This window comes from Sporolactobacillus kofuensis (assembly GCF_024125425.1).
Lineage (GTDB): Bacteria > Bacillota > Bacilli > Bacillales > Sporolactobacillaceae > Sporolactobacillus > Sporolactobacillus kofuensis.
In genome coordinates this window covers 292,668-316,229 of record NZ_JAMXWN010000002.1, presented here as the reverse complement: position 1 = coordinate 316,229, position 23,562 = coordinate 292,668, and the positions used below count along the sequence as shown (strand labels likewise).

The 23,562-nt window shown below is 40.2% G+C and carries 13 protein-coding genes, 1 pseudogene and 1 CRISPR repeat array; of the genes and pseudogenes, 1 reads left to right on the top strand and 13 read right to left on the bottom strand.

What is annotated here, in order from left to right; genetic code table 11:
* Nucleotides 1-306: 306 nt before the first annotated feature.
* Both NIE32_RS02875 and NIE32_RS02870 read right to left on the bottom strand, forming a co-directional pair.
* Entirely contained in the window at nt 307-4,683 is a 4,377-nt protein-coding gene (locus NIE32_RS02875; protein ID WP_253052848.1) for a leucine-rich repeat protein, read from the bottom strand.
* Nucleotides 4,665-6,953: a S8 family serine peptidase gene (locus NIE32_RS02870; protein WP_253052798.1), complete on the bottom strand. Its 2,289-nt coding sequence runs from the start codon at nt 6,951-6,953 to the stop codon at nt 4,665-4,667. The genes NIE32_RS02875 and NIE32_RS02870 overlap by 19 nt, the downstream gene beginning before the upstream one ends.
* A gap of 181 nt (nt 6,954-7,134) precedes the next feature.
* On the opposite strand from NIE32_RS02870, the gene NIE32_RS02865 reads away from it, so the two are divergent.
* Nucleotides 7,135-8,211, top strand: a complete 1,077-nt coding sequence (locus tag NIE32_RS02865) for an ArsR/SmtB family transcription factor (protein ID WP_253052796.1) — start codon at nt 7,135-7,137, stop codon at nt 8,209-8,211.
* 548 nt (nt 8,212-8,759) lie between these two features.
* Here the strand turns inward: NIE32_RS02865 and NIE32_RS14405 are convergent.
* The 11 genes and pseudogenes from NIE32_RS14405 to NIE32_RS02815 all read right to left on the bottom strand — a co-directional run.
* Nucleotides 8,760-8,942 (bottom strand): annotated as a pseudogene (locus tag NIE32_RS14405) (IS66 family transposase); the annotation flags it as partial.
* A 76-nt stretch (nt 8,943-9,018) separates the two neighbouring features.
* Nucleotides 9,019-9,717: a CRISPR direct-repeat array (repeat unit 32 nt; unit sequence ATTTCAATCCACGCATCCATGTAGGATGCGAT).
* A 178-nt stretch (nt 9,718-9,895) separates the two neighbouring features.
* Nucleotides 9,896-10,186: a CRISPR-associated endonuclease Cas2 gene (cas2, locus tag NIE32_RS02860; RefSeq protein ID WP_253052794.1), complete on the bottom strand. Its 291-nt coding sequence runs from the start codon at nt 10,184-10,186 to the stop codon at nt 9,896-9,898.
* A 10-nt stretch (nt 10,187-10,196) separates the two neighbouring features.
* Complete coding sequence (gene cas1c / locus NIE32_RS02855; protein WP_253052792.1) at nt 10,197-11,228, bottom strand: type I-C CRISPR-associated endonuclease Cas1c; 1,032 nt, start codon at nt 11,226-11,228, stop codon at nt 10,197-10,199.
* Nucleotides 11,225-11,899, bottom strand: coding sequence for a CRISPR-associated protein Cas4 (gene cas4, locus NIE32_RS02850; RefSeq protein ID WP_381452892.1), 675 nt, complete (start codon nt 11,897-11,899; stop codon nt 11,225-11,227). Before cas4 ends, cas1c begins: the two co-directional genes overlap by 4 nt.
* Nucleotides 11,874-12,734, bottom strand: a complete 861-nt coding sequence (cas7c, locus tag NIE32_RS02845) for a type I-C CRISPR-associated protein Cas7/Csd2 (RefSeq protein ID WP_253052788.1) — start codon at nt 12,732-12,734, stop codon at nt 11,874-11,876. The genes cas4 and cas7c overlap by 26 nt, the downstream gene beginning before the upstream one ends.
* Nucleotides 12,735-12,761: 27 nt before the next feature.
* Entirely contained in the window at nt 12,762-14,693 is a 1,932-nt protein-coding gene (cas8c, locus tag NIE32_RS02840) for a type I-C CRISPR-associated protein Cas8c/Csd1 (RefSeq protein WP_253052786.1), read from the bottom strand.
* Entirely contained in the window at nt 14,690-15,409 is a 720-nt protein-coding gene (gene cas5c, locus NIE32_RS02835) for a type I-C CRISPR-associated protein Cas5c (RefSeq protein ID WP_253052784.1), read from the bottom strand. The genes cas8c and cas5c overlap by 4 nt, the downstream gene beginning before the upstream one ends.
* Nucleotides 15,410-15,594: 185 nt before the next feature.
* Nucleotides 15,595-18,030, bottom strand: a complete 2,436-nt coding sequence (gene cas3, locus NIE32_RS02830) for a CRISPR-associated helicase Cas3' (protein WP_253052782.1) — start codon at nt 18,028-18,030, stop codon at nt 15,595-15,597.
* 204 nt (nt 18,031-18,234) lie between these two features.
* Nucleotides 18,235-19,467: an MFS transporter gene (locus NIE32_RS02825; protein ID WP_253052846.1), complete on the bottom strand. Its 1,233-nt coding sequence runs from the start codon at nt 19,465-19,467 to the stop codon at nt 18,235-18,237.
* Between the two features lie 1,225 nt (nt 19,468-20,692).
* On the bottom strand, nt 20,693-21,877 hold the full coding sequence (locus NIE32_RS02820; protein ID WP_253052780.1) for a trans-sulfuration enzyme family protein: 1,185 nt from the start codon (nt 21,875-21,877) through the stop codon (nt 20,693-20,695).
* Between the two features lie 291 nt (nt 21,878-22,168).
* Complete coding sequence (locus tag NIE32_RS02815; protein ID WP_435594231.1) at nt 22,169-23,542, bottom strand: Nramp family divalent metal transporter; 1,374 nt, start codon at nt 23,540-23,542, stop codon at nt 22,169-22,171.
* Between the last annotated feature and the right edge of the window lie 20 nt (nt 23,543-23,562).

Genomic DNA, 23,562 nt, shown 5'->3' with positions numbered 1-23,562 from the left:
TATACATCACATCGAGCACCCCTGAGAATCGACAGCAGCTTTTTTTGATCTAGGTTTGTACTTATTCCCCTACAAAAGGATACCTTGATTTTAGAAATTCACTTTAACCTATCCTTAACAATTTGGTGTTATCACTCATCCTGGCAATGCACGAACGCGAAAAAAACGACCCACTTATAAAAGTGAGTCGTCTTTTGTACATCATTGAAACATACAAACTAAATTCCAAACAGGACTATCTTATGTTGCTGTTCATAAATCAAATGCGGTCATTTTACGCGCTTATTTCCTAGTTAGACCATTAAATTAACCAAGGTGTTTTCTTCTTCTGAACAGATAGACAGATAAACCACCAACAAGTAGGCCCCCTACAACAACTCCAGCAATGATAACTGAACGTTGGCTCTTTCCTGATTTGATCTGTTCATTTGTAGATTTCTGATGATGTGACTGGCCTTTCTCTTTCTGTTCAAATGTAGATTTCTGTTCATGCGACGACTTTTCTTTGTTCGAAGCAGTCTTTGTCGCTTTCTCGTTATTGGAAGCCGATTTTTCAGTTGAATTATCCTTCTTGTTCGGTGCATTCCACTTATAGTCGGATAATGTTTCATCAACCGGAATCAGTTGGTTTGAAGACACTGTCTTGGATGAAACGTTCCCATCATTAGAATGAGATGCACGAGGATAAACCGGTTTAATCGGGATTGACGGTTTCACTTCTTTTGAAGGAAAATTCGGCTCAATCGGAAGTTCTTGATGCTTTGGCACATCGGAATTTTCTTTTTCCCCAGGATCATTCGAATTTCCATTTTTCCCAGGTTCATTTTCATCATTATTAGAAGTCCCTGTATCTGTATTCTTATCGGAAACCTCAATCGTTATTTCAGCCGACACATTATCATAACCTGGGACAAAAGCCTTGATGACTGCGCTCCCTGCTTTCTTTGCCGTCACGTCTCCATCACTTGAAACCGACACGATGTCACTGCCAGAAGTGACAGAATAACTTATCTTGCTGAGCGATGCAAAGGACGGACTTAAAATTGGCTGAAGCTGCAAATGATCACCGACGGTTAAATTAGTCTTAGAATCACTAAAGGTAATCTTCGTTGGTGAAACTTGTACGGTTGAATCCACATTACTTTCTCCCTCAACACGTGCATTCTCGCCAAGTATCACTTCGCCGTCACCGTTAATTTTACCGTTAACTGTTAGTGCACCATTAATATACAAACGTTTCCCTTTCGGAACGGTCAACGTACCATTAACCGTTAGCTCCCCAAACACTGAAGTTGATGCGTTACTAATTTGATGTGCAAGAGCACCGACTGCTGTTCGGTCATCGGAAATTGTAACATTTTGTCCGGCAGGAACAGTTGAACCATCACCGCTGTAGATTGCTGTTTGTCCATCCCACACCACTTGAGGAAGTTGATCAAGTGCGTTAAACGCTACAATATCTTCCAACTGGGAATTTAATACCACCTTTATTTGGGCATCTTTGGAGAAGCTATTCCATCCATACGCAGTAACCGATCCCCCGACCATTACATCCTTAGTCTTATTCTCAGATTCCTGCGTTGAGTTAAACGCTTGCGATCCAATATAGGTGACAGAGTCTGGAATGTCCACTTTGGTTATACCCGTTGAACTGAACGCGTTGTTACCAATATATTGAAGACTAGACGGTAAGTCAATCGATGTCAGTAATTTGTTTGTGCTAAATGCGCCATCCCTAATCATCTTCAACGAATGGCCAAAGTCAATTTTTTTAATTGAGCTCCCAGAAAATACATAGTCATTAATGTAGTCAACTGAGCTTGGAATTGTAATTGTGTCACGTTTTAGTCCGGCAAAAGCTGCGTCTTCCCATAGATCAATTGATTGCGGCAAGTCAGACGTTCCCTGCCAATTATCAGAAAGTTGTCCAAGATAGCCCAAGGCCTGATAATCAATTTCTTTTAAATTCTTTGGCAAATTAATTGATGTCAAATAAATTTGCTGATCAAATGCACGTTCACCAATATGCTCGATCGTGTCCGGAAGTTTAACTGATTTTAATAGTTTCCCTTGAACATTTTGACCAGTGACAAAAGCAGCGACTGACGTAACAGTATAAGTTTTGGTATTAGACTTATCCGTTATTGTTTCTGGAATATCAAGTTCTGTCCGTGTCGATAAGTCATTAATACCTTGGACTTCCGCCGTCGTGTCACTCGTTGGTCGATACACCACACCATTGACCACAAATAATCCGGGAACATATTCAGTAAACTCAGATCCACCGACTAGAATTGTTCCGCCAAAATTGCTGCGACGTATCTGTTTTGCGACCGTTGCATTTGCTGCAGTAATATCTGCTGTCACCCCAACAAAAGCATCTTTGTCAATTCTCATTGCATTTGCTCCTACACGAATTGAATCCGCTATTGCACCTCTGAAGGCATATTCGCCAATCACTTGGACTGAATCCGGAATAACGATTTTTTCTCCGGAAAAATCTATTTTCGAAAATGCATAAGGTTCAATTCGTTTGACCGAAGAAGGAATCACTAATGATTTTAATTTAGATGACTGAAAAGCATCATAACCTATGGTCTCTAGACTAGTCGGTAAATCAATATGCGTAATTGCCGAAGCAAAAAATGCATTCTTTGGAATCCGTTTTAAATCATTTGGTAAACGAACGGTTTCAAGGTTTCGGGTTGTTGATAGTGCATTTTGCCCAATTGACTTGACGCCATCAGGAAGTATAAGACTTCTTATTGACGAGAGCTCAAAGGCACTGTCACCAAGTTCCTCGAACCCCTTATTTAACGTTACATCGGTCAATTTTTGATCCCCTTGAAAAGACCGGTCACCGATGTATTTAAGATTAGACGGAATATTGATTTCGGCATTTATTACCCAACTAAACGCACTATCGTCGATCCGCTGTAAAGAGTCGGGAAGTTCTATTTTAGTCAAACCACGCGCTCCGTAAAAGGCGAAATCCCCGATTACTTTGACACCTTCTGGAATCGATACTTTGGTTATGTTCGGTGAATTGTAAAAGGCACGACTGCCAATCATCGTTAAGTTATAATCTTTGCCCTTATAGGTGACCGTTTTGGGCAAATTAAGTTCTCCTGATTTATTCGTGTAACGTTGTGCATACACATTCTTGTCTGCATTCGGGTCCTGAACAAGTTCAACCTCATGATCACCGATCACACGATAGTAAAGATTATCTACTTCGAATTTCTGATTCAGAGTTTCCGGCACATGTTCATGATTCCGTGCAATCGAAAGGTCACCGAATTGGGCATCCAAAATTGGCTTTTCAACCTGTTGATTATTGTCTGGTTCTGTTGTACCTGAACCGTCCGGCAACTCGGTATCTACATAAACCTTTGTTGTCGACTGAAAGCCGGTATCAGCGGTTGCTGTGATCGTCGCTATGCCCTTGCTCTTTGCCGTAAATACACCATTTTGGTCAATGCTTCCAATTGATGGATCATTCACCGACCACTTAATGTTTGCATCACTGAATTTATCTGGTTTCAAAGTTGCATTTATCTTTAGTGTTTCTCCGGATTTTACTTTTTGTGCTGGAGATAGTGTTATTGAACTTGGCCCAAACTGTACGTAAGAAGAATTCATATTGAATGCATAGTCATACGTATAAACTGCAATTTTACCAGGATCATACCCTGATTTTTTCAATTTATTGCCGAGATCGGTAATATCGATTTTAACCGAGTCATTTGTTCCACCGTCTTTGAATACATAATTATCTAAGACATTTTCATGACCCGATGTATCCGTAAATAAAGCAACCTGTAATGCCTGATTGTCTTTGGCATCATATTCAAGGTACATTTTTCCGTTTTCTACTTTTGTTGTCGGATTGGAAATTTCTGGTGCTTCAGTATCGATTTTGAATGGGATATCCAGAGTTTGCATCTTCCCATCGCCAACTGGAGTAGCCGAAATATGATACATAAGACTCGTATTGTTTGCAATGAGGTTGTTATCTTTATCTTTTCCATTCCAACCCAAAGAGGTTGGCTGCGTGGCTATAACTGTACGGCCGTTAGCATAATAGAAATTCTTTAAAGCTGATCCATGGTTCTCATTCCAATAGGTCACTTTTCCATCCGTACTGGTTACCGAAAAATTTAACTGGCTCACGTTTCGGAGTAGGCTAAGACGGGCAGTTAAATAATTATTTCGTTCAGCTAAAGTCGGAGAAAAGGCGATTTTATCTTTATCAATTATTGCTGGTGACGCCTGTTGATTAACACCAAGAACGATCGCATTTCGATTCTCATCACCGTTGAGCAATGCTGTAAACGATTGACTGAGTGGTTTTCCATCATATATTGGGGTGTCAAAAACAGGCAGGTTACCCCAATCACCATAAAAGCCTAAAAATGGAAGTGACAGATCAATGCCTTTACTATCCTCACTTTTTAAACCAATAAACCCTTCTACGTAAATGCCATTCGTGAACTGAGTCTGCAATTCTTTCTTGACTTCGTCACTTAGTTTCAACGTCAATGTCACATCTTCAGAAGTGTTGGCTTCAACATGAACCGAACTTTTTCCTTGAACTGTTGCCTCGCTGTCGGAAAGTTGACGTGCGTCGGTAGACAGATATTTGCCATCCTGTAGTTTTCCGGTTAATACGGTTGGATCAATCGTATAATTGACTGCTTTATCTGATGTATTTGTAACCTTAAAATTGATTGTCCATGTTCCCTCGCAATCGACCCCAGTTCGGCTTTGGGACGTCCACCATTAACTGTTAAATATGCTGGCGTCTCAATTGCTTTTTCAACGTTGACTAGTCCTGCCCCCTGCCGACGAACAGGATAAGCAATGTCATTTGTATCTTTAATCGGCGTTGCCGTACTCATTTCTAAGTATTCGATGAGATCAGCTTTTGCGATTGGGCTTAAATTATCGAATCGATTTTCACTATTTAAATATTGCTTCAATAGGGAAGACACACCTGACAGTTGAGGAGTCGCCATTGACGTGCCACTCATTAATTCATACTTTCCACCATTAATACTTGAATAAATATTTCCGCCTGGAGCAGTTATTTCAGGTTTAATTCCTAAATTTGGTGATGGACCGATCGATGAAAAGCTTGAAATCATTCCGGCTCCGGGATTGCCCAGGATTCCTACGAAGGAACTGCTCACATAAATGGTTTTAAGCGCTGCATCGGCAAGTTTCTTACCATCATTTTGAGAAATGAACACCGTAGGAATGATGTCGTCGGTCTGCACGCCCGGAGAAGAGATGGCCCCTGCAACGTTATTGACAACAATGACAGCCCGTGCACCTGCTTCCTCCGCGTTATCTGCTTTCTGCTGGAACGTTAATGATTCTCCAGATTTTGTACCGCCTCGATTGACGACAGCGATCTTTCCTTTTACATCAACACCATCATAGTCTTCGGGAAATCCATATTTATTGAGATAAACGTAACTTACATTATTATTATTTATTGCAGTCGTTAAACTTATCATCTTATTATTTTGTACATTTACCGCATCAGCGTACGGAATTTTTTCACCATCTTGTCCACCCAATGTAAAATATTTTGACTGAAAGGAGCTACTTTCAGAACTTGCGACGGATAATGCCGACGCGTATGATGACGGTGAACCAACAATCGCTGTATCCGGACTGTTTGCGGGATTAAGATTGACTCCGGTTGTATTCTGAACGGAAGACGATGTATCATTACCGGCGGCAACAAGCAAATCAATACCTGCTTCTGAGACCGAACGGTACACTTCATCAGTTACAGGATCACCCGATGTTGGAGATCCCGCTGGTGAACCAAGGCTCATATTAATCGCATCAGCACCTAGTTTCACTGCATCTTCCAATCCTGCTAGAATGATATCATCTGTTGTCGATCCGGTTCCATCGGCAAAAACTTTCATCATCATCAACTGAGCATCTGGAGCGACCCCTTTAAACTGTTTGGCTTCATCAGTCTCTATTGCCGTATTGTTACCAGCAATAATCCCAGAAACATGGGTGCCATGATCAGCTCCACCCCGGACATTTGTATCTTTACCTGCGTAGTCGTAGGCATAGGGAACTTTATCATCCACATAGGTTGAATTCGTTGATAGATCTGTGTTTTTTGATGCTTGAAGATCGGAAGATTTAACTTTTTCACCAATAGCAGCTTGAGTATATTTTAACGGTCCCTTGGGCATAGTATTAAAAGCCTCATGCTGGGTATCCAATCCACTGTCAAGAACAGCAACGACGGTTCCTTTACCCGTAAAACCGGATTGATTTGCTAAATCAGCACCAATTAGATCAGAACTTGTGTTTAACGACTGGAGTGAAACTTTATTATTATTTATCGTTTTTTCATCCGGTAAAGAATAAGTCACAGCCTCGTGAACACTTTTTACCCCATTCAACTTTTTAATTTTATTTATTTCTTTGTAAGGTACTTGAACAGAGAAACCATTAAGCGCAGTGGTATAATTATAGGAATTCTTAAATGAGACCTTGTCAACTTTGTCGATAATTTGTTTCTTTATTTTGGTTTGTTCCACAAGCATTTTCTTTGATGCAGATTTCATTCGCTTAGTTGCTATGTAACTGGCAGCTGTCAGCTTTGATTTATCATGATCATAGTTTTGAAGAATTGACGGAGACTTTAATTCTACGATTAGCTTAATCGTCTTATTTGGATTAATGTTCTTACTTAGATTACTAGATTGAATGTTCTTATCGGTCTTTTTAAGTGGATCTCGTATTTTTTCACCAGGTTTGCTGATATATGCATGAGCAACATCTTTATGAAGACCTTTTTGATCATTGCTTGCATATGTAGAAGTAGGCGTTACAACCCATGATGAAAGAATCAACATTCCAATTAATAATAATGCAATGAATTTTCTGACATTTGATACTATAGCATTAACCACGTATCTCTTCACTCCCTTGAAAATAGAATGCTAATAAAAGATTTTTGTATAAATAAAACCTTATCATAATCAACTCTATATTTCAATATTTGTCTAATTAATATTTAGATGTATATCTAACTATTGAATTCTACTTTAATAAAAGATAAGATTAATTTACTTTCAAATAGGATGGAGAACGATGATGCCCAGAGTAACAAAGAATGATTTGTTTTTTGATACCGATCTTCTTTTTTTTCTTGAAAAGTGCTACCTGACAGCACAAAATCAGCCGCAATCACCGACGGACATGATGCGTGAGATAAGCGACAATTATAATATTCCTTTGAATATTTTTTCCAAGCAAATTGATGTTGTTCAAAGTGAATACGATTACATACGCGAAAATATATATGATAAATTCAAACCTTTAGATTCTCTTAGTCTTTTTCAACAATTCTTTACTGTTGAATCACCAGCCGACACGTCTCTAGCACTCCACCTCTATCTCTTTAATAAAAATGGACAAACTTTTGAAAGCGATGAGCAGATAGAGGGTGAGGAATTAACGAAAAGAAAGTTTATGATTTCTCAAATTCTAAATGATGATTATGAAAATCTAGCAACACTTAATGGAGTTTCTGATTTGACAGATTATCTATGGCAATATCCCTCAACAAACTACAAAAAATGGATTTGCATACTCACCTTGTATCATGCTAAAAAACTGACGGACCAACTTCTTAATTTCGTTGAAAAATCCGTTCAAAATTTTTCGAATTTAAAGAGACCTTTGAAACAATTTGCGCTTTTTGATCTAGACTTGGAAAAAAATAACAAATTGATCTCGGATATCATTGGAGATACAACAGGAAAACAAATAATTAAAATGCCTACCATTGCATGCTTTAATGCAATAAAAATCATTGAGGATGGTTATTCAAACCGAACATATATATTTATTGGTGTACTATATAATGAAATTGGAGAATTGATTGAAAAGTATAGTCAAAGCGACAAAATTGTTGTTAGTCGTCTAAAAGCAATAGGGGATAGTAAACGTCTTGGAATTTTGAAAACACTTCGTAAACAACCGTTATGCGGCAAAGACATCGCTTCTTTATTTGATCTTACGCCTGCGACAGTATCGCATCACATGAACAGTCTTGTTAACGGCGGTCTTGTTTCTATTCAAAGAACTGGAACCCGAGTTGATTACAAAATAAACAAAACTGAATCAGAGAAATTAATTAAAGCATTAAAGAATATTCTTCTGTAAACTATTTTTTAAACATTTGCTCGTTAACGCTTTGATTCTTCGCAATGAACAACTATGAACACGATCTTTATGATAATCTTTTAAAAAGCTGTACTTTTTTCTAAAAAAGTGGTTAATTGACATCTATACAACTTTTTTAACTTTGTTATGCAAAGTTTGATGCAGATTATTGACATAGCGCTTACATCGGGGATCTGGTCCTCCTCGAATGTGATGACAACAAAGTACCTCGCTTGCAGCATCTGTCACATTACCATGGCTTTACTTTACTCATTGGCTTTTTCTATAGTGAAGTCCCTGTTTATCTTATTTTCTTCAATATCCCCGGTGATCCTGGAGGACCATTCCCACTCATTCTGATATTTTTCACCTTTATAAAAACCTGTTGGTAAGAAAAATGATACCATTCTGCGTATGCGTCAAATAGCCCACACCTAGTCAAAGATGTGGGCCCAATCTTTGATGATTGGGAAGAGAGTTTGCAGCTGTCAGGGAGATTTGCGGACCAGGGTAGTAGTTAACGAAAACCTCATCATAAGACTGCTGTTAAGGTACTGAAACGGAATCAGGCGGTTTTCTTTCGCTGTCTCGAGGAGAATGTAAATGGTGGTGCTGGCTACCGCACCTTTAGGCGTATTACTGAACAGCCAGTTTTTTCACTCCATCGCAAAGTGCTAGATCGAACGTTCAGCTCGATTGTGGTCTAGCTCCAAACGTCCATCTTGCAAAAAAGGTAACGAGTTTGTCCTATTGCGACCGAAAACGGCAATAATGTACCAAGCTATAAAATTTAAAGGAGATTGATTAATTTAAATCCATGCACCCATGTAGGATGCGATTAAAAATATGTCAAACCAAAATCGTACATTAAGTCAATTTCAATCCACGCATCCATGTAGGGTGCGATTTGAGACACTCGGATGGTGAGTGGGCAGTTTATATTTCAATCCACGCATCCATGTAGGATGCGATATTTAATAATATCAAAAGCCTTTTTAATTTCAGGTATTTCAATCCACGCATCCATGTAGGATGCGATATAATATCGCTAAAAAGGTTCATGGATTGCCAAAAATTTCAATCCACGCATCCATGTAGGATGCGATAACATTCCAACTTGTTTATTTAAACGATACTAAAATTTCAATCCACGCATCCATGTAGGATGCGATAATTATCGCGCAAGGTATTCTCGAAAGCGGTTGGGATTTCAATCCACGCATCCATGTAGGATGCGATTTGCACAAGAGGTACAAGGCGAGTGGAAGTATTGATTTCAATCCACGCATCCATGTAGGATGCGATAAGTAAAAGGTCGTGCCACCTTGTTCTTTCTAATTCTATTTCAATCCACGCATCCATGTAGGATGCGATTACATCGCTTAGGAGGCTTGGTCATGGATAAGCTATTTCAATCCACGCATCCATGTAGGATGCGATGTATAGTCTTTAAGAGTTTCAACCATTTCCATCTATTTCAATCCACGCATCCATGTAGGATGCGATAGCGGATTTTAACAAAAATAAACCCTAATTTTGGTTTTTTTATTAAATTCCGCATCATTAATAGCATTATTTTGAAATGTTGTAAACTAACTTCCGTTTTTATTACATTCAGTATTAAATTAATTACAGTTTATTGGTGCGAAGGAACTTGAGAAATCATGTGCACATTAAGTTCGCACTAGAAGAGTAGAGTTCCTTCTATATCAATTGATGGCTTTGCCCCAATGTGCCAAACTTTATTTTTGTAATTCTTACCGAGCTGATAAAAACGAAGACTGTCTGTGGATTCATTGATGACTTCAGACAATTCAACTTTTAGTTGAGCGAATTGAGTCGTATCGACAACACATTCAAATACCGAATTTTGAACTCGTTGTCCATATCTTTGACAAATTTTTGATACTTTTCTCAGGCGTTTCTGTCCGGCATTTGTTAGTGTACTCACGTCATACGTAATAAGAACAAGCATGTTTATCACCTCATTTCCACAGAAATGGCGGATATTCATCTAGATCATTTCGTAAAAATCGGGCTAATAACAGCGCTTGAACGTGTGGAACAAGACCCCACGAAATTTTCTCTCCTAGAAATGGATGGGTCAACGTTTCTTGCTTTTTTGTTTGCCATGTTTTTAAGAAGAGTCTTCTTGCTTCTTCGTTCATGATCACTGCGCCATTTTCCTTCTTCAAAAAATCGTTATTATGCAAAATTCTCTTATTAATTAATGAAATAACAAATCGATCTGCATAGACACCGCGCAATTCTTCCATCAAATCTAAGGCTAAAGAAGCACGACCCGGACGCTCACGATGCATAAAACCAACATACGCATCCAGCCCTACCCCTTCAAGAGCTGCAGTCACATCGTTCGCCAATAACGTGTAAGCGAATGAGAGCATTGCATTTACATTGTCTAAAGGTGGCCTTCTTGATCTACCATGAAAAATGAAGTGATCTTTTTGCTGCAAAATCATTTGATCAAACATTGAGAAATAAATAGTTGCAGCTTGTCCTTCCAACCCTCTTAATCGCTCTAAATCATTACAAACGCGAATGTCCTTTAATATGCGTGTAAGCTCTTGTGATGCTTCTTTAAATGGTTGAACTTTAACTCGTAAAGGATAATCACGTGTGGTGCGTTCAAGTATCCATTTGTGATTAAATACTTTTCCAAGAATGAAGTTTCTAGAAATTAAGCATGATTCAGTAAGGTCGTCTGAAACTCGATATTGTTTTTTTCGAAGAACGACGTTTCCTCTACTCTTCCCTATTACCCGCGCTAAGAAATGCCCATTCATTGTAAAAAAAGTGAGTGCAATGTTATGTTCTGCACAGTACCCCATGAGCGCAGGGCTCGCACCTGTGTATCCAAATGAGATTATTGTTTCCAAGTTGTGAAGTGGAATTCTAGCTAGTTTTTCTTGATCTTTTTGAAGGACAATATTACCGCCATCAAGGGAAAGATAGGTGTCAGATTGAGTGACGTATAAAGTGTTCAGCAGCCGCTTCATTCAATGATATTCCCTTCAATATATCGCTTAACAGATTGCTTTTGCATGAGTTTAGGCAAACAAATGTTTTGAAGTGAACAACTCATGCAAAATTTTCCTGTTCGTACTTTGGGTGTATATTGACGTCGATAATAATCCTGCATTTCTGAAATCATCGAATAAACTTTGTTTTTTAGTTCATCTGTAAATGGAACAGATATGCGATGCTTAAGTTCATTGTAGAAAATAAAACCTTGTTTCACGTCACAAAGGAGCATCTCCTCAAGACATAATGCTTGTGCCGTTAGTTGCAGAAGATCTGAATCATCTGTTTTTGGCTTGCCACGTTTATATTCAACGGGAATGGGAATGACTTTTCCATCCATTCCATTAATCGTAACTCCATGAACTTCGTCGTTCACAAATTCAACCACATCGCAAATTCCTGTAACTCTTAGTTTTCTAGATTGAACAGGCATTGCACGGACAATGAGCTTTTCTCCTCTTTTTTCACGAATAAATGGCTGATCTGCTTTACGATGCAAAACTTGACCTTCAAAAGTTCGGACATTTTCCTCCCATTGTTGCTCAATATGAATTAGCGCCCATTGCCGTCGGCAGAATTGAAAATGCTGAATACCGGACAACATTAAATAGTCATCTTCGTTATCTGCCTTCAATAACTTCCACATCCAGACCGTCAAGTCTTTCAAGGCTGGTCTCATAGTCTCCCAGTCTTTTCGGTATGTCGTTTACAGGTTTTACTTCAAGGGAATGATGCACTTTAGCCGATGAATATTGCCCCAATTTATTTTTATGTTCCCACCAGTACACTTTATAGACTTCCATACTTCCTTCAGGGCGAGCTGAGGATGCATCATTCTCAAACAAAGAGAGCAAGGCTTCTTTTATTTTTTTGGCATCTTCACTGGTGAAACCTGTTTTTTCAGCCAATTGAGTATTAATACTTCCATTAAACCGATATAAACCGAAATCAACTCGATGCTTCATCCCCATTGTGTCAGAACCCTTACCTTCCCCTGGTTCCGAGTTAACACTTTTTGTGATTTGCATACTAGATATGTCAATCGGTGCAAGACTAACAGCTGTTTGAATACTTACTGGTCCCCGCACACCGACCGAAACACCTTTACTTGATCCGCCTTTAAAGGCAAATACTTGACCAAAGCTACGGACATCGATCCAACTCCTACAGGCCACTTCAGCATAATCGTCATTCGTTTTCTTTTTATCTTTAGATATAGCTTTTAGTTCTTCATTACCATCCGCGCGTTCTCGCAAACTATTAAATTCATCTTCTTGACGATCATTGGATTGAACAAAAATTGATTCTCCCATGTCTTGAAGTCGGTTCCGAATCTTACGTTTAATCGCAACATCAGATATTTCTCCATAACCATCGTAATTTTGTCTTGGGCGGTTTCCATTAAGTGGATCACCATTTGGATTGGCTTTCATTACCGTCAACAGAACTGCAAAGTCAATCTTATGATCAAGTACTGGCATTTTGATTTCTCCCTTATTTTTCGTTTTTTATTTTTCCAATTGTGCAACAGCAGGTTCTTCAAACCTATTCGGATACAACTGATTGCGCTGACTGTAAAAGCCGAGCAGAAATTTTCCTGTTAATGGGCGATCATTAAAATCCTCTATTTGAAACATTGATGCAACTTGATCAATGAGCTGAGTTAAATACCAGCCACCTCTGCCTAACTTTGCCTGATATGGAACCAGATTGGCTTGGATAATCTTCCAAGTTCGTTCCGGATGTTTTGCAAAATCATTCATATAGCGCATGGCATTGCTCATTCTCCAGTCTTCTGATTTGAGTGCCCGATGTTCAAGCACATCCGCAATAGCTAGAAGACGTCCGAACAAGTAACTCCGATCATCTATTTGTTCATTTAATGCCACGGTAAATCCCTTCTTTCGTTCAAATTCTTGACGATTAATTAACGCGCAAGCAATACTTAGCGTTTTCTCCCACTCCCATTGATCCTTAACAAGTGGACGTATCGCGCGATTAATAACAGAAGTTATGATATCTTTTGGAATATGTCTCCGATCAACAACGCATGGAAGCATCCGCTCCATAATTTCTTTAATCACTTTTTCATTTGCATTGGGTCCGTAGGCGGCGTAAGCAATGTCTAAAGTTGAAGGCGCTCCGTAAAAATTCACAACTTGTCTGTCTTTTTTTCTCATGTAACGATGCTTCCAAATACACTGAGCGTGCCATTCTTTTAAACTATTTAGATAAACATCCTTTTGCATGTTGCGATAATATAAAATCGCCATTCTTCCAGTTGTCGCTGAATCAAGGATGAGAATATTAACTTCACTGACATGAGTCAGGTCATTTTGATATCCTGTGATTGCTCTTCTAAATTGCTCAGCAAATGCCTGGTCGGTAAAAGCTGATTGGTCAACCTCTGGATTTTGATCATTGGTTAATTGGGCGAGATCAAAAAAGTCATCTTCCGGATTCGGCAATGTATCGCCGGACACTGCCCAGACAAGAAATACTCGATTATCAATTATTTTCCCTTGCCGGCGAATCAGCCACTTTAATGCATTATGTGCTTTTTGTGATACGTCATAACTGATGTTCGCTGCTTCATGGCTAGTCTCAAAAAGTCCACGAAAAGTGAAGCCATTCGTGTCATTGGCGGAGATCAGCTTTGCCTTATCACCGGAGTTTCTAATTTTATTAGCATGTTTTTCTGTAAATGGAAGTAAACTCCCGGTTACATAACAGATATCCTTTTTGCCTAGCTGCTGATTGTAGAAATTAATAAAAGAATTATAGATGTCTGGATTTGCCCAAACTTTCGGTGTGATCGGTGAGTCCGCATCATGTGCATACACATTAAAACGAATAAATGCACTATACTGGCCGCCTGAAGCAATCGTAAAAATTTCTGGCTTTTTTCCCTCGCAAACAGATTTGTATTGATCGTTCCATTTATCAATTAATTTTCCTTGTTCATCAAGCCACAGAATCCGTTCACTGACTAAGTCGCTAATCAGCTGTCCCTTTTTTAAATACAGGTAGATGCTATTAATTTGCGGGCAAGTAAACGAATATTCCGCCCATTGTCTGAGTTGCTCAATATAATGTGTAAAGGGTTGATCTTTATCATCCTTTACTTTTCCTCCAAAAGTGACATAGTCTCCTGCAACATAACTCAGTTTGTCGTGAAGCGGATAAGGAGCAATCACAGAACCTGCCCTGCTTGCCGAAGCCTCCGTACAGGGGATAACCGTTTCGCGTTCGTTCTTATTTGTAATGAGTTCTGCAGTATGAAAATTTCCATCTTTAGTGACTGTAACTTCGATATGAGCTGTTTGTGTCGTATGAGAAATAGGTAAAAGTGTATAGCTTTTCCCATTTCTCACTTCTTCCCTTCCGACAACATGCTGATTTGCCTCATAGGTTTCATATAAATTGAGAAAACAGCTCATCTCGTTCCCCCCCTTTCAAGTTCAAACAGGAGTGCGTCTGCTGTTTGAATCGATGAAAGTTCAAAATGTTTGGCCTGCATTTTGCTTATTGTTCTAACTAAGGTACAGGATTCGGGGCGGAGAAAATGGATAATGCCATTTTTCATTACCGGTCGCCATAATCGCACGGATAATTCATCTTTTCCGGTCTCATCAGGGTACGAAATGCCATGCACCATCGTGCCAAAATGTACCTCATCAATTTGGTCATAGTCTCCTTTTTCCTTATCAAAGGTACAAGGTTCGACATAACCCTGACATTCACGTGTTCCTAAGAAAATATCCCTACGCCCCCCAGCCTTCAACGAGCGTTGAAAAATACTAAAATGTTTGCCATCATTACGGTCTGCTGCAAGATCGGGGCGGTTCATATTAAATTCAAAGTGACCTTGTACCATGTATCTCGGTTCTTTTAAATAAGTATAATTAGCCAATGTATTTCCCCCACTGTATTCAATCGGCCGCACACCTTTCGTTTCCATTCGGATCGTATGAAGCACGCGGATTGAGTCAATATAATGGATGATTGTTGGCTTCCAATAAATACTTTCAGCAATGCCTTTTAGCGCTTGATAGGTTGGGATTTGATAGGTCGACTTTTCTCCCCCAATTTTGGTTAGCGGATCGGTAAATAGGGCATAGGTTCCATAGACTACGAAGCAATAACTATTTTTCACGTTTTCACCTCCACAAGATTTATTTTCCATAAAGAGTATTATGGATATTTTTTCCCATCCATTTTCAGCACCCCTTAGTTGTACTTTTTAGACTCTGAAAAGTATACAGTTTTGTTGGAATAGCATTTAAAATCCGTTTGTTTCCAATAAACAGATAATTGCATCAAGGCCTTTATTTGGCCTTTTTAAAATACATATTCATCAAGTGTACCTTCACCCCCAAGATCGAGTCCAAATTCCTTACTGTAAGCCGATTCACGGATTGCTAAAATTTGTCCTTCAAAATATGGAATAAGAAGATTTTCCTTCTCAAGTTTCCTTTTATCTTGCTCATAGATGTTGATGGAGTATTGCTGTAGACGTTTAAATAGGGTACCTAAGTCTTCAATGGTAGTCGCACCGTTCAGCTCAGCGATAATGTTCTTTCCTTCACCATAAGGCACGAGAACACTGATGGACTCATTAATGACATAGAATTCTTTTGCAGCCGTTTTCAAGCTGCTTGGCAGAAAAAGAGGGGGAACAAATCCATGCTTATTTCTAAAATTCTGCACACACTCGCTAAGACTACGTTCCGTATTTATTAGATTGACAAGCGTTCCATTATAGTGACGCAAATTAAAATCAAGCTTTCCTTCGAGTTCGCCAAAGTAATTTTTAAAATACCAATCCATTGCAATTCGAGAGAGAATATTATTCTGAAATCTTTCTGGATACTCACGGAATTCTTTAAGAATCCGCTTAGTTATTGATTTTCCTCTGTTAATCTCAAATAAATTTGCCAGTTTTTCTTCTTCATGATCTACAATAAATACCTTACGATAACCCGGATATTCACCATTACGATTACAACGACCAGCAGCTTGCGCAATGGAGTCCAGACCAGCCAAAGAACGGATCACACATTCGAAACTGACATCAACTCCCGCCTCAATCAATTGTGTACTGATACACACCATTTTTACTTTTTCCTTTAAACAAATCTTTATTTGTTCAAGAAGATCTTCACGGTGTTTTGCGCACATTGATGTGCTTAGATGAAAGATTATCACCGATTGATCTAACTCTCTAATGTGCTGATAAAGCTTACGCACGACCGACTTTGTATTGAGTATTACGAGCACATTGTCTACATCATCCAGTTGTTCAATAATAAGATCGGTTAGTTTGTCAGAATTAAATTTTTCCTGGTATGAACGGTCAATAATTTCCACACGTTTGAACGCATCCGTCACACGATCAAGATCATTAATAAGTTCTGAATGAGGATTCACTTTAAGCGAATGACGAACATAATTTAGCGCGGGCTGTGTCGCCGTGCAAAGCAAGATGCTTGATTTGCCAAATGTCTTTAGAAAGTTAACGGCTTGGTTGAAGAGTGAAATGCAGTGTATGGGGACCTTCTGTACTTCATCAAAAATGATCACACTATCGGTTAAGTGATGAAGACGGCGAATATTACGTGATCCATATTTATAGAAAGTATTTAGAAATTGCACCATTGTGGTCAAAATAATCGGGCAATCCCAGTTATCCTTAGCGAGCCTCAACCGCTCTTGAATAGTCATTACGTCTTCATCCTCATCCCGTTCATCATTTTTCGCATCAACAGCTAAATTCGAATGATGTTCAAGAATGTGTGCATCATCATGGAGTATGGAACGAATGACTTTCGCGTTTTGTTCAATAATTGTTGTATAAGGCACAATGTAAATGATTTGCTTTTTACCGTATTTGAGGGCATGTGCAAGTGCATAACGCATACTCGCTAATGTTTTCCCGCCTCCCGTTGGAATTGACAGTGTATAAATCCCTGATGGTTTTTCAGCAAATCGTTCGCATTGCTGAGACATTTCATTCCGTAGTTGATTAATGGGGGTTTGTGCCTCGTGTTGTGAATTAAAAACGGCAAGCTGATCCCTTAAGCGCTGATCATAGATTTGGAATAGATAGTGGGTGTCCGGCTTTTGACGCTTACTGTTCTCTTCAAATAATCGAGTATCAGTCCGATCAGCATCAATGAGACAGCTAAAAACAAATCTTGTTAACAAGGTTAAATTTTCAATTGGATTTCCAGAATTATTTTGTAGAAATGATTTTAATTCCTGAACTGCAGTATTAACGTATTTTTTCAATTCTTCCTGTGAAAATACTTCTGAATAGAAGTGATCCATAGTCTCAGAGTATCCTGGAAGATCCTCCTCACTTTTGGTGACACGTCGATAGAAAGGAACATCAGCATCGGGGCTAAAATAGTCGTGAAGATAAGAATGATGGGACACAATTGCATTACCAACAATTTCAGCAAGTAAATACCTTAATTGATCACGATTCTGTTTAGTGTGCAAGCATTCAAATAAAAATTTTCCGCCTGCACTTGCATGATCCACTGAACCACGCCGAGGTGCGGTTTCGGGTGAAAACACCGCCATTCGAAGATAGTCCTGAAAAGTAGCTGTATACTTGCCTAAGTCATGGAGCAAGCCAGCCAATCCTGCAATACGTGGAATTCCAACATCATGTCCATAGTGTTCAGCTAAATTTTTTACAGCAAGTAAATGTTCTTTTACCAATTGAGGATGCTGATCCTTCTCACGATAATGAGCAACAAACGTATACACAGCACAACACCTACTATTTGTATAAAAATGACTAATAATGTTTTTTAGAGTCGATACATTTATATTCCATAATAAAAGTAAAAACCCTTCAAAATAGTTCAAATTAATCATGAAAATAGATACTTATGTAAAAGCATCCGCCTCAGACTTTAGCCAGAGGCGGATGCTTATTTTTTATTCATACGTTAATAATGGTCGTTGACTTTACTTCTCCATCTCCGCCTCAATATACGAATTTTTTGAGGATTCCTGCATGCGCCAGTAGACGATCAGGCTGATAAAGATGCAGATAGCGACGTAGATGAAGAACATCGTTTCAATGCCAATGCTCTTGAACCACAGGGCAACAAATTCAGCGGTACCCCCGAAAATTGCAACGGTTAGGCCATACGGCAAGCCAACACCGAGGGCACGAATTTCTGTTGGAAACAGCTCGGCTTTGACAATCGCATTGATTGACGTGTAGCCGGTAACGATGACCAATCCGGCGAGCATGAGCAAGAATGCTGCTGTTGCGCTATGCGATGCCTTCATCAACAAGAAGATCGGCACGGTGAGTACCGTTCCTAAGATTCCAAAGAAGAACAGCAATGGTCGACGTCCGATACGATCGGACAGCATTCCGGCAAGCGGCTGTAAAACCAGGAAGATGAGCAGCGCGACAAAGTTAATCAAGCTGACTACTTCCTTGTCGAGGCCAACAGAGTTGATCATGAACTTCTGCAGGTACGTGGTATAGGTATAGAAAGCAACTGTTCCGCCAAGCGTTAGACCAACAACCGTAAGCACTGCTTTCGGATATTGCATCAATGCCTTGATCGTGCCGGCTTCCTTCTTTTCTTTACCGGACATATGTTTAAATTGGTCGGATTCATCCATCGATAGGCGCAGCCATAATACAGCTAACGCGCCTAGTGCTCCGATAATAAATGGGATGCGCCAGCCCCAAGCCTTTAGTTCCGCCTCATTCAGCATTAATTGAAGAATAATCTGTACGCCTAATGCCACCAGTTGGCCACCAACCAATGTTACATATTGGAAACTGGAATAAAAGCCGCGGCGCCCCTTATTCGCCATCTCAGACAAATAGGTTGCTGATGTACCATACTCACCACCGAGTGACAGACCCTGAAATAGTCGGGCAAGGACCAGGATGATTGGGGCAAATACGCCGATCGTATGGAAATTTGGAGTCACCGCAATGACCAGTGAGCCGCTTGCCATAATCGTGATGGACAGGGTCAGTGCTGCCCGTCGACCATGTCGGTCAGCATACCGTCCCATGATTAAGCTGCCAATTGGGCGCATCAGAAAACCAATCGCAAAAATGGCAGCTGTGCTCAGCAGCTGGGAGGTCGTATCTCCTGATGGGAAGAAATCGGTCGAGAAATAGACCGCAAAGGCTGCATATACGTACCAGTCATACCACTCGATCATATTTCCAAGTGAGCCTTTCAAAATATTTCCTGCAATACGGCGGGATTCCGCACGTTCAACAGTCTTAACGTTAGCCACATGAACATCTCCTTTAATCACTTTTTGCCTGTTCAAAGCCTATGTATCTCGCAACATGTGTGAAAAAATTTTCAGTCGTCGAAAAGTTAACTCTATTAACTAATGTACATGAATTCTTTTATTAAAGGTAATCATTTGTTTGGTTCTAGACCTAATCATTATTGTTTCACTGGAATTTCATGTCCATGTTCAAGATAAATCGGCAAAATCATTCTTCAAAGTTATCATTAACATAACATAAAGATCATAATTAATCATCTTTTTTTGTTACTTTCATAAAATTAACAATTCGAGTTTCCTTGTTTAATAGAAAAAAATTTTTATTTTTTTCTCAAGAGCAATACCTACATTTCTTTTTTAAAATAAGAAAAACCAGGCTGAGCCCAGTCCTTTCTGTTACTCTTTATGCGATTTTGATCACCAAACTTGTGCTTCACTGACACTCCGGTTGCTCGCTTGCCGCGGGCGATCCGTGAGCCTCCTCGTTCATGCCATTGTCTGCGGGGTCTCACTTGGCTCGCTACTCCCGCAGGCGTCTCGCACGTTCGTGTTTGAATCCTAACTTGTTCCAAATATGACTAGCTAATACGTACACGGATACCATTTAAATTTATATATTTTCTATACTTGTAGGAAAAACCAGGCTGAGCCCAGTCCTTTCTGTTACTCTTTATGCGACTTTGATCACCAAACTTGTGCTTCACTGACACTCCGGTTGCTCGCTTGCCGCGGGCGATCCGTGAGCCTCCTCGTTCATGCCGTTGTCTGCGGGGTCTCACTTGGCTCGCTACTCCCGCAGGCGTCTCGCACGTTCGTGTTTGAATCCTTACTTGTTCCAAATATTACGCACACGGATACCATTTAAATTTATATATTTTCTATACTTGTAGGAAAAACCAGGCTGAGCCCAGTCCTTTCTGTTACTCTTTATGCGACTTTGATCACCAAACTTGTGCTTCACTTACACGCCGGTTGCTCGCTTCGCGGGCAATCCGTGAGCCTCCTCGTTCAAGCCGTTGTCTGCGGGGTCTCACTTGGCTCGCTACATTTTTACGCAAAAATATTTAGCCGTTTTTTCTTTATAAAAAAAAAGAACCTAATCACAGGTTCCCACAGATTAATCTCATCCAAAGATATTTTATCTAGATTACAGCCCGACTTTTTCAAAAGCCTGCTTCAAATCAGCGATAATGTCGTTGGCACTTTCCAATCCCACACTAAAGCGAAGGAATCCATTTTTGCGAAAGGCTTCCGGATAATAGTCGATGCGTTCATCATCTGGGCCAGTGTAGACGATTAAGCTCTCATCGTGACCGATGGAGACAGCGGAAATAATCAGCTGCAATGCGTTAACAAAATCGTTGTGGCGTGCAACATCGCCATCAATGCCGAAGGACAGTACACCGGAGTACAGCCCGTGCATCTGTTTCTTGGCAACTGCATGTTGAGGATGGCTTTCAAGACCAGGATATGCGACGAAGGTTACCCCTGGATAAGCTTCCAGAAATTCGGCAACCTTTTGCCCGGTCTCGCTATGCTGTTTCATGCGCAAAGGCAGAGTAACCATCCCGCGCATGATCAACCAGGCATTAAACGGACTGATTGCACCGCCGAGGTTAACCATTGCTTCCCGTTTAATCTTATCAATCAGCTCGTTTCGTCCAATTACAGCACCGCCCATTGCATCGCCATGTCCATTGATGTATTTGGTCAAACTGTGTAGGACAAGATCTGCACCAAGTTCGAGCGGTCTTTGGATGTACGGAGACGCAAATGTACTGTCGACAGAGACAAGTGCACCAACCGTTTTGGCCATCTTGGCAATTTCAGCAATGTCACTGACACGGGTGGTCGGGTTGCCCGGCGTTTCTAAATGAATCAGTTTTGTGTTTGGACGAAGCGCTTTGCGCACTTCATCCAAATTCGAAGTGTCAACAAACGAAACCTCTACACCATATTTATCAGGAAAATACTCGTGGAGCAGGCGGTACACCGCAACGTATGAAACATTGGTGCAGATCACATGTGCATCCTTATCAAGAAAACTGAAAAAGATGCCGGCAAGTGCTGCAACACCAGTCGCCAATACAACACAATCTTCCCCGCCTTCAAGCGATGCCAATCGTTCTTGCAGATAGATTTGATTCGCAGAGGTCGTCCGGGTGTAAATGAGATTGTTCGGATCGCTCCAATTCAATGTCGATGCATCATCCGGAAGCCGGTAGCTGTTTGCCATCGTAATTGGTCTGCGGATTGCACCTGTCTCCTTATCAATGGCGTTTCCGACATGAATGCATCGTGTCAAAAAATCTGAATTACTGAAATCGGCCATATGCTTATCCCCCTTTTGTTTAGCCCCGTAAGCGTTGCTCATTTGCAACAAAATTCACATTCTTGTATTTATTCTTAACTTAACCTCATCGTATGGGCAGATGATAGAGATGTCAATGATTAATCACACTATTTATCTATGTTTTATTACCATTAATGCAAAAGAAGGTTTATCCAAAGTCTATGGCCTTTGGATAAACCTTCTTTTTGCGTGATTTTGAGTCTGTTTTGCGCAACCTATTCAGTTGATTTTTTAGTATTTTTATTATTTCGCAGACGCTTCGTGAATTTGTTATCCGCTAAATGTGCCGTAAATCAGGAAGACATTCAAACAAGTGAGAATGATGGCGATGGTCCAAGAAAGATATTTTATCCACGCCGGATTGGCGAATTTCCCCATCATCTTCTTGCTGCTTGTAAAGATTGTCAAAGGAATGATGGCGAAAGGCAGTTGAATACTCAGGAACACTTGTGTATACAGCAGCAATTGTTCAACCGCATCCTCTCTTCCTCCATAAAGAATGACGCAGATGAGAACAGGAACTACGGCAATTAATCGAGTGATGATTCGGCGTAGCCACATGGGCATTTTCATCCGGATGAAACCTTCCATGACAATCTGGCCGGATAATGTTCCCGTAATGGTTGAATTCTGTCCGGAAGCGAGCAGTGCAACAGCGAACAGGGTACTTAATACGGGACTTGCGATTGTGCCGACAATCTGTGAGTTACTGAGTGCATTATAGAGGTCAGTGAAACGTCCTAGATTGCTTGCGTGCCCATAAAACATGGCCGCACCAAGGATCAAGAGAAGACAGTTAATCACGAATGCAACACTTAAACTGATATTTGAGTCAATCGTTGAGAACTTAATGGCTTGTTTCTTTCCTTTATCATTGCGTTCAAACTGGCGCGCTTGAACAATTGACGAGTGCAGGTATAAGTTATGCGGCATGACCGTTGCTCCGACAATTCCAAGAGCAAGAAGCAGTGCACCTTTGTCTGTCGCAATTTCCGGGCTAGGTATATAGCCTGCGAGAATCTGACTTACAGATGGATTCGAGAGCAAAACTTCATAAAGGAAAACAACAAGAATGGTCGCAATCAAAGTTGCAACAATCGCTTCGATTTTTCGAAAGCCTACTTTTGTCAACGTAAGCAAGAGCAGGACATCGAGTGTCGTGATCAAAACACCAACAAGTAAAGGCAGTTTAAATAAAAGTTGTAGTGCAACCGCTCCACCGATCACTTCCGCAATATCGGTCGCCATGATCGCAAGTTCGGTGAGTATCCACAAAACGAAGGAAACAGGTTTATTGGTTGCTTTTCGGGTCGCCTGAGCAAGGTCCATCCCAGTAACAATCCCCAATTTTGCAGACATGCTTTGCAGTAACATAGCAATCAGACTGGAAATTAAAATCACCGACAAAAGTGTATACGCATATTGAGCCCCACCTTGAATCGATGTAATCCAGTTTCCCGGGTCCATATATCCTACGGCAACTAGAGCGCCCGGCCCACTGTATGCGGCAAGCATTTTCCAGAAACCAGCTTTTTTCGGTACTTTAACAGTATTGTTAATCTCTTCCAAACTTGGTCCATTAGAGTACTGCATCATGTGCTGTCTTGGTTGCGTTCGTGGCTGAACGCTAAACGATTCCTCCATTTCATCAATCCCCTTTTGTT

Excerpts from the sequence above, each read along its gene's own strand:
- NIE32_RS02865 (WP_253052796.1), top strand. The coding sequence starts at position 7,135 with ATGATGCCCAGAGTAACAAAGAATGATTTGTTTTTTGATACCGATCTT.
- cas2 (WP_253052794.1), bottom strand. The coding sequence starts at position 10,186 with ATGCTTGTTCTTATTACGTATGACGTGAGTACACTAACAAATGCCGGA.
- cas1c (WP_253052792.1), bottom strand. The coding sequence starts at position 11,228 with ATGAAGCGGCTGCTGAACACTTTATACGTCACTCAATCTGACACCTAT.
- cas4 (WP_381452892.1), bottom strand. The coding sequence starts at position 11,899 with ATGTGGAAGTTATTGAAGGCAGATAACGAAGATGACTATTTAATGTTG.
- cas7c (WP_253052788.1), bottom strand. The coding sequence starts at position 12,734 with ATGCCAGTACTTGATCATAAGATTGACTTTGCAGTTCTGTTGACGGTA.
- cas8c (WP_253052786.1), bottom strand. The coding sequence starts at position 14,693 with ATGAGCTGTTTTCTCAATTTATATGAAACCTATGAGGCAAATCAGCAT.
- NIE32_RS02825 (WP_253052846.1), bottom strand. The coding sequence starts at position 19,467 with ATGATCGAGTGGTATGACTGGTACGTATATGCAGCCTTTGCGGTCTAT.
- NIE32_RS02820 (WP_253052780.1), bottom strand. The coding sequence starts at position 21,877 with ATGGCCGATTTCAGTAATTCAGATTTTTTGACACGATGCATTCATGTC.
- NIE32_RS02815 (WP_435594231.1), bottom strand. The coding sequence starts at position 23,542 with ATGGAGGAATCGTTTAGCGTTCAGCCACGAACGCAACCAAGACAGCAC.